Source organism: Bacillus cereus group sp. N24 (assembly GCF_016483345.1).
GTDB classification, from domain to species: domain Bacteria; phylum Bacillota; class Bacilli; order Bacillales; family Bacillaceae_G; genus Bacillus_A; species Bacillus_A toyonensis.
Genome location: NZ_JAEHCA010000061.1, coordinates 1 through 7,521, shown reverse-complemented (window position 1 = coordinate 7,521; position 7,521 = coordinate 1). Strand labels below are relative to the sequence as shown.

The following is a 7,521-nucleotide window of genomic DNA, read 5'->3' as shown; positions in this document are numbered from 1 at the left end:
ACGCAAAAGGTAACTTCCTTATACAAATGAATGGTGATATGGAAGATGCCCAATTTAACAAATATAAAGAAGTTATGGACAAAGTAATTAAGTAAGTTAAAGAATTCGCTTTCATTTATATAAAAACATGTTAGAATTATCTTTGGGTGGGAGTCCAATACATATTATTAAAATTAAAGTGGTTCAAGTCGGAGGAAGGCACCTTTGGGTGTCTTTTTTTCTACCTAAAACTATTTAATTGTTATATAATGATTAAATAGTTTTAGGAGGAACATAAATGAACAAAAAACTAATCATTGGCATTATCGCCGTAATAGTTGTTATCATTGCTTCCGTATCTATTTTTAAGGATTCCAAATCAGAAGATATGAAACCTAAGTATTCACAAAAAGATATGGATAAAGTTATCGATAAACACTTTAATGAACAACAAGAATTAAAAACACAAATCAAAGAGTTGAAATCTAAAGTAACTTCCTATGAAAAAGAGCAAACTAGTTCACCTCAAAAAACGACACAACCGAGTCAAGAAACACCTAAACCGCAAGAACAACCAGAACAAGAAAAGCCTAAAAGTGATCCGCCAACTACAACTGAGTATACTCTTCAACAATTAAAAGAGGCATTCCCAGTTGGCATGGAATTTAATCAATATGTAGAGAAGAAAAAAACGATGAATGTAGATCATCCTTTTAGTATTTCTCTAAAAAAGGGCAATGTTGGAAGTGTTATTCAAGCTAAAGATGGATTATTAGTAGTATGTGTTGATGGTAACAAAATATTTAACCTGAAAACATTTGGATCAACTGATGAAGTTAAAGCATATGAACAGAGCCTACGAGGAAAATAAAATGCGGTTATTAAGCCGAGGAAGGCACCTTTGGGTGTCTTTTTTTATTTTTATTCGACACAATGTGACAATATACAAATGAATCGTTTGCTACTATGAGATGAGAAATCTTACATATTGTAAATGGCATCCATTAAAACAATAAGAATTAAGGACAACTATGAAAAGAATCATTTTAACTATTATCACTGCAATGTTAGTTTTATCAGGTTGTGGGGGCCCAGAGCAAACCACTGAGAATTTGGATAGTATTGTTTCCGAAATACCGAATGATAAAGAGATTAAAAAGCACCTAAAATCCGTAACATATAAAGAAATAGAAAAATCAGATCAAAATGCTAAAAATCCATATTATTATTATGATATCGTAGTTTATCTTAACGATTCATTTGATAACTTACAACCTAAAGAACAATATGAATACTTGGTATCTATAGGTAAAATCATCAAGAAACAAAGTGGAACGCCACAAGGTAAAGATGGTGAGGGAGAATTATACTGTGGAAAAGGCGTTAAATGTGAATTGTTAAATGTTGTTTTAAAAACTGATAAACACGAATACTATGCAAACTATAATCTTCCTTACTTAATTGGGGATTGGCTTCACTTAGATGATAAAGACAAAAGTGCTGATGAGAAGAATATTATTTACGATGCAAGTGCCAAAGATGGAAAATATATCGAACCTACTAAAAATAGTACCCCATCCCCTTCAACTAGTACTTCCTCATCAGCTAATGAAGAAGTAGAAAAAATTAAGAATGCCACTGGCAGAGATTGGGTTAAATTATCATTTGATGATAAATTTATATATGTTCAAACAGTTATTGAATCAATGAAATCTGCAGGTAGGTCAGTAACGGCCGATGCATATTGGTTTATCAACGCATTAAACGCATACTATGGAGGCGGAGAAGAAGCCATCGTATCAGATAAAATAATTGATATTATGGAAATGTCTGGGTTTTCTGGTGGCGTAATCAAGTAATTTAAAAATATAGACCTGATTCATATTTCTCAATATATAAAACAATTTAACATGGTAAAATAATATTTGGATTGGCATCCGATACCATATCACGATGGTTCAAGTCGCAGGAAGGCACCTTAGGGTGTCTTTTCTTTTTTCTTAAAAGGGGATTTCCAGCACTTCGGAAAAAAAGCACGCTAAGAGTATGCAAGATATTATACAGTTTTTCGGCTAATCCCGTAACAAACGAGTACTCTAAAACCTTTTCAGGATAGGAATGTATAAAAAAATGTATAGATCCATAGAACAAAAAAAGAAGGTTCCTTTGTGAGAATAAGATTCCGTCTTTTTCCTTGCTACCGATAATGTGACGTTATGTTAACCGAGCATGAATACGATATTCATCTAACGTTTAATGTTGATTTTCATGTTAAGATTGAAGTATGTAATAACATGTCGTTACAAAAAGAACGGAGGAGATACGGTGAAAATGCATCTTCAAGAAAGTTTACATGTTCAATTGAAAAATGCAATTCGTTGTCATTATAATGAACTTACATCTAGGTGTGGTAATGACACAATATATGGATACTCCCTAATGACGGACGACTGTTTCAGTAGCGTTGGACCAGTGGCTAATAAAGAAAGACTGATTAAGGTGAATAAATCAGACCCTTTATACAACTATTATAGATATGGGGCTGTTGAGTGGAGTGAGTGGGACGATTTCGGAATGTTTGATGAAGTGAATAAAACTATTAAAAGATACCATGAAACCGTCGAAGAAGACTTTGATTTGCTAATAGATACATTGCTGAATGAATTATTAAAAGTGTTAATAGAACTTGAGTCAGAAGGATTGTTTGGTGACAGAAACGATAACCGATTTATTGACATTTGTGTAACTGATTCATCAAATGAAATCATGCTTAAATCAGCTAGACTGCTTAATACATTAAAGGTATATGAAGAATACGCTTCAGAATTTGAATAAGAATGAATATAAGTAAAACTGCTCTTTATAAAGAAGCGGTTTTTTTTTGAAAGTCAACAATTAATATTAACAGAGCCTAAAATATAAAAACTGATCATCTAAAAACAACTTCTGATAACGACAATTATGTAAATAAGCTGCCCATATGGGCAGCTTATTTTTTGTTTAACATATTTTTTTCGAAATGCTGACGGTACCCCATCGCTATCAAGCTAAAAATTGCAATACCTATATAGCGGAAAATACGTTATCCTTACCTATAATTCTACAGAAAGAATAATGTATTTTATTTATTTTGAGGACCATATAATGAGTATAGGGTATCAGAAAAAATTTGTTAAGGTTAGTAATTTTATACTATTTCATTTCATACAAAAGGAATTTGCTCATTATTAACGAAAGTGTATGTTAACTAGATGAATTCATTCATACACCGTACTACGAATAAACATGAGAACAATTTTATCCTACGATACATAATTATACTCTGTTTTGAAAACTAGTAAAATTAAGGAGCAACATTGTATGGGGAAAAAAATACTGTTTTTTGGGGATTTCGGAATTGACGATACGATAGCTATCATATATGCGCATTTGACAGATAAAATTGATGTAATAGGAATTGTTGCAGACTATGGGAACGTACCTAAAGCTGAAGTAGTTAGAAATGTTCGCTTTTTACTTAAAAGTGTAGGAAAAGAATATATAAAAGTTTTTGGGGGGGCGGAGCATTCCATGTCTTCAGAAGCTGAAACTTTTTATCCAGAAGTTCACGGTAAATTTGGGATAGGGCCCATTTATCCAGGACTAGAGATTCAGACATTTGAGAATTTTTTTGAGGTTCTCACACTTATTAAGCAGCATAAAAATGAACTTATTATCGTGAATACCGGACGGCTAACTTCACTTGCAACTTTATTTCTCCTTTATGGTGATGTGATGGAATATGTACATTCTTATTATATTATGGGAGGAGCTTTTCTATATCCAGGAAATGTTACTCCCATTGCTGAAGCTAACTTTTATGGCGATCCTGGATCAGCCAATATTGTAATGAGATACGCAAAGAATCTATCAATTTATCCTTTGAATGTTACACAATCGGCTATTGTAACACCGGAAATGGTCAATTATATCCACTCTAAAGGGAAAACTAAATTTTTAAAGCCTCTTTTAGACTATTACTATTATCAATTTTATCAAAAAAAAGTTCCTGGAATACAAGGTAGCCCGGTTCATGATGCACTTACTTTAATTGCGATTAATCGTGATGATATTTTTACGTACCATCACTCAGCAGTGACAGTTAATGTACTTGATACTGTAAGAGGACAAAGTATAGGAGATTTTAGATCTACCTTTGAACCAGAGACATTCGGTAATCGTCCAAAACATAGGATTGCAATACAAATGAATTATGAACAGTTTTTTAAGGAGTTTATGACTGTAATGACTGGCGAACTATTTTAGGTAAAACCTTTACATATAAGGATATGTTTTGCTATCAAGCTAAGATTTTAAAGTACCCCCAAACGAATTTTTATACTAACTTGTAACAAAAATTCGTTCTGGAGCATTTATTTTTCTTAAGTTGGTGGATATGTGGTGGTACCCGTAATTGTAGTTGTGTATTTTAAATAATGATTGCTATATTACTTAGTTATCTTTAAAATGGTTTTAAATTGTATGTATGTTTTAAATTTGCATATTACATTATTAATTTATGTTATGGAGGATGTTTTAAATTGAATTATGTAAAGAGTTATAAAAAGGTTATAATGTTAGGAATGTTATGTGTGTTAGCGTTTTCATTAAGTGCGTGTGATTTTGTGGATGGATTTAAAAATGGATTTAGTAGTGAAACTAAAAAAGTAGAAAATCAGGATAAAAAATAAAAAAACATTGTTAATTAATATAATTTAATGGTTTACATATAATTATATTTATAATGTTATAAAAAAGGAGTTTTTTCATGAATTATAAAGTGGAGAAATTAGAAGCTGTAATTGCACCTTTTATACCTGGAGGTATTATTAAAGGTATTAAGCGATTATTTTCTTAATTGAATAGTATTTTTAAAAAATGAGCATATATTATATTGCTCATTTTTTATTATAAGAAATCTTGTAAATGATATTTTATTAGTGTTTTCGATATGCAGAATTGCATATCGAAAACTATTGATTGTCCAAAAAATGTATATTAAGATAGCAAAGTCGACATTTTATAAATTAAATATAACAATTTTAAAGGAGAATTATAATGAACTTTCAAATGGAAAAATTAGAAGAAGTTACTGCACCAATTAAAGTTAACTGGGCTAAAGTAGCTGGATATGCTGCAGGCGCAGGAACAAAGTGGTATATCTGTGATAATACAGGGATTTGCTGGTAATAAGATACAACATATAATTTTATAGGGGGGTTATGAAATGAACTTAACTTTTCAAATGGAAAAATTAGAAGAAGTTGCTGCACCTAAAAAATGGGGTAAAATTTGGAATAAAGTTAAAGATCCAGTAATGGATTTTGGTGAAGGATTCATTAACGGTTTTCTATAAGAAAATCTTTTAAAATATAATGATTCAAAAAGATGGGCCTCGAGCTCATTTTTTTGAATATTCAAAAAGGTGAATTGATTTGAATAAAGATTTACAATGTTATCAAATTAAAAATTTAGAAATTACATATATGGAAGATCATTTTATTATTAAGAATGGTGAAGTGTTCTTTAAAGTAGGTATAAAAGAAGGACAAATTATACAAGATTTACAACAAAATTTAGATAGGGACTCAATTCTACTTAAGCATCAACTGACAAATGATGATTTTGAAACATTTATCAATGAATTAAAAAAGATAGAGATAATTGGAGAAGCGAAGAAAGAACCCTTTAATATATTGTTTATAAAGGTTCCCTTATTTAATCCTACTTCTTTTTTAGAAATCATTAATAAATTACTTCATAATAATTATATAAGATTATTTTTGCTATGGAGTTCTTTCTTAATTATTTTTAGTGCTATGTTTGTTTTCATAGGTGAAATGGATACAATGGTGAAACATGCTTTTCATAATATATTACATTTGAATTGGTATGAATATGTAATTATATATCTGGCCTTATTCATTATTTCAGTTATACATGAGATGGGACATGCTGTAATTTGTAGATATTACGGAGGAAAAGTAACCTACATTGGTTTTTTACTTTTATGCTTTTCACCAGCTTTGTATACAGATGTAAGTAGTACTAGACTTTTTAAAAGTAAAAAAGAAAAAATAATCGTTTTTTTAGCAGGTGCATATTTTGAATTAACAGCATTATCAATTCTTTTATTACTAAGATTTAGTTTGGAACAGTATCAGTTATTAATTGATATATTTGTACTAAGTAACACTGTTGCTATAATTACGAATTTCATTCCATTTATAAGATTGGATGGATATTGGATCTTATCAGCAGCAACAAATATTACTAATTTATATTCAAAATCATTAAAAGTAGTTATTTATGCAATTAAGAATAAAAAGTTGCCTAATGCATCAACTACAACAAATGTGAAATTTATATTTGTTTATGGAATTTTAAATTTTGTATTTTTAATTTTTTCTATAATCACAGGTTTATATTTATTTGTGCAATTCTTCTCGTATGATGGAATACCTCAATGGTTAAAAATTGCTATGGTTTCATTTGAGTCGATTATATTAATAATTGTATTATTCCAGATTTGGAAAACATTCAAAAATAGAATATTAAATGACGCTTAAAATTAAATAAAAAAGGCTTAAAGGTAAGTAATATACCTTTAAGCTTTTTTTGCATTATCTATATTGGGAAATAAGGATAAAAATGGAATTCTATACCCACGTAATGTAAAATTATATTTCTCGCCTTTTTTAATTTCTGCTTGAATATCCGCTGAATTAAATTTCATCATAAGAATACCATCTGTATTAGTTATTACTTTTTCAGTATCGTCATTTTGTTGGATAACAATATAAAATTTGTCACTTTTCCCGCTTTTTTTTGAATATTTATCAATTACTGTACCTTCAATGTTGATAACGTGTATGTAATTTATGATGGAAGCTATTAATAGAGTTGGTACAATGACAAGAAATAGTATAAAACCTAGTTTCCCTTTATTTTCTATGTTGTTAGTTTCCTCTTTTTCCAAAAATCATCGTTCCTTCCTTGTACTGAGAATAATTCTAAAATCTATATAATTATAACAGAATAATTTTTTATAGATTATGCAATTATGCATAATGCTTTTTACATGTTTGTTCATTAATTTTAGCTTTTATGAGTACAGGATTTATTTTCATGTATTAAAAAGAAAAGACACCTTAAGGTGCCTTCCTCTGACTTAAACCACTTTAATTTTAATAATATGTATTGGATTCCCACCCAATATCATTGTAGCACGCTGGTGTGTAGGGGTTATTGAGAAATATTGATTTGAATCTTATTTCTGGTTTTAATTCAGGTACCGCCACATGCCCATCAACTTAAGAATTCAGAATTAACTGAAAACTAAAAGTGCTTTTTTGCTACAAGTTAGCACAAAATTTCGTTCTGGGGTATTTACCTTTCTTAGCTTGATGGCGATGTGGCGGTACCCCACATCCATCAACTTAAGGATTTAGACTATTTTTGAAGTTAAAAGCACGTTACTATTTTCTTATGTTAATGAGAAAG

Annotated in this window: 9 protein-coding genes and 1 pseudogene; 9 read left to right on the top strand and 1 reads right to left on the bottom strand. The window is 29.9% G+C overall.

Features of this window, described 5'->3' with window-relative positions:
- The 9 genes and pseudogenes from JDS95_RS30135 to JDS95_RS30105 all read left to right on the top strand — a co-directional run.
- Positions 1 to 95, top strand: a pseudogene (locus tag JDS95_RS30135) (stress protein); the annotation flags it as partial.
- Positions 96 to 277: 182 nt separating this feature from the next.
- Positions 278 to 850: a hypothetical protein gene (locus tag JDS95_RS30130; RefSeq protein WP_001035529.1), complete on the top strand. Its 573-nt coding sequence runs from the start codon at positions 278 to 280 to the stop codon at positions 848 to 850.
- 160 nt (positions 851 to 1,010) lie between these two features.
- Positions 1,011 to 1,838 (top strand): hypothetical protein, encoded by an 828-nt coding sequence (locus tag JDS95_RS30125; RefSeq protein WP_000821262.1) that lies wholly within the window; start codon positions 1,011 to 1,013, stop codon positions 1,836 to 1,838.
- Positions 1,839 to 2,310: 472 nt separating this feature from the next.
- Complete coding sequence (locus JDS95_RS30120; protein WP_000550610.1) at positions 2,311 to 2,814, top strand: DUF4303 domain-containing protein; 504 nt, start codon at positions 2,311 to 2,313, stop codon at positions 2,812 to 2,814.
- 525 nt (positions 2,815 to 3,339) lie between these two features.
- Positions 3,340 to 4,284 (top strand): nucleoside hydrolase, encoded by a 945-nt coding sequence (locus JDS95_RS30115; RefSeq protein ID WP_000516677.1) that lies wholly within the window; start codon positions 3,340 to 3,342, stop codon positions 4,282 to 4,284.
- 275 nt (positions 4,285 to 4,559) lie between these two features.
- Positions 4,560 to 4,709 (top strand): hypothetical protein, encoded by a 150-nt coding sequence (locus JDS95_RS30110; protein ID WP_001110263.1) that lies wholly within the window; start codon positions 4,560 to 4,562, stop codon positions 4,707 to 4,709.
- 367 nt (positions 4,710 to 5,076) lie between these two features.
- Entirely contained in the window at positions 5,077 to 5,208 is a 132-nt protein-coding gene (locus JDS95_RS31670; RefSeq protein WP_001010964.1) for a hypothetical protein, read from the top strand.
- Between the two features lie 37 nt (positions 5,209 to 5,245).
- The gene (locus JDS95_RS31665; RefSeq protein ID WP_001054563.1) at positions 5,246 to 5,374 is read left to right on the top strand and encodes a hypothetical protein; all 129 of its coding nucleotides are present in this window, start codon (positions 5,246 to 5,248) and stop codon (positions 5,372 to 5,374) included.
- Positions 5,375 to 5,453: 79 nt separating this feature from the next.
- A complete protein-coding gene (locus tag JDS95_RS30105; RefSeq protein WP_001030753.1) occupies positions 5,454 to 6,587 on the top strand; it encodes a zinc metalloprotease in 1,134 nt (377 codons plus the stop codon).
- Positions 6,588 to 6,625: 38 nt separating this feature from the next.
- On the opposite strand, the gene JDS95_RS30100 is transcribed toward JDS95_RS30105, so the two are convergent.
- Positions 6,626 to 6,997, bottom strand: coding sequence for a hypothetical protein (locus JDS95_RS30100; RefSeq protein ID WP_000409960.1), 372 nt, complete (start codon positions 6,995 to 6,997; stop codon positions 6,626 to 6,628).
- Between the last annotated feature and the right edge of the window lie 524 nt (positions 6,998 to 7,521).

What these genes read in the sequence shown, in the direction of transcription:
- JDS95_RS30125 (WP_000821262.1), top strand. Translation starts at nt 1,011, where the DNA reads ATGAAAAGAATCATTTTAACTATTATCACTGCAATGTTAGTTTTATCA.
- JDS95_RS31665 (WP_001054563.1), top strand. Translation starts at nt 5,246, where the DNA reads ATGAACTTAACTTTTCAAATGGAAAAATTAGAAGAAGTTGCTGCACCT.
- JDS95_RS30115 (WP_000516677.1), top strand. Translation starts at nt 3,340, where the DNA reads ATGGGGAAAAAAATACTGTTTTTTGGGGATTTCGGAATTGACGATACG.
- JDS95_RS30130 (WP_001035529.1), top strand. Translation starts at nt 278, where the DNA reads ATGAACAAAAAACTAATCATTGGCATTATCGCCGTAATAGTTGTTATC.
- JDS95_RS31670 (WP_001010964.1), top strand. Translation starts at nt 5,077, where the DNA reads ATGAACTTTCAAATGGAAAAATTAGAAGAAGTTACTGCACCAATTAAA.
- JDS95_RS30120 (WP_000550610.1), top strand. Translation starts at nt 2,311, where the DNA reads ATGCATCTTCAAGAAAGTTTACATGTTCAATTGAAAAATGCAATTCGT.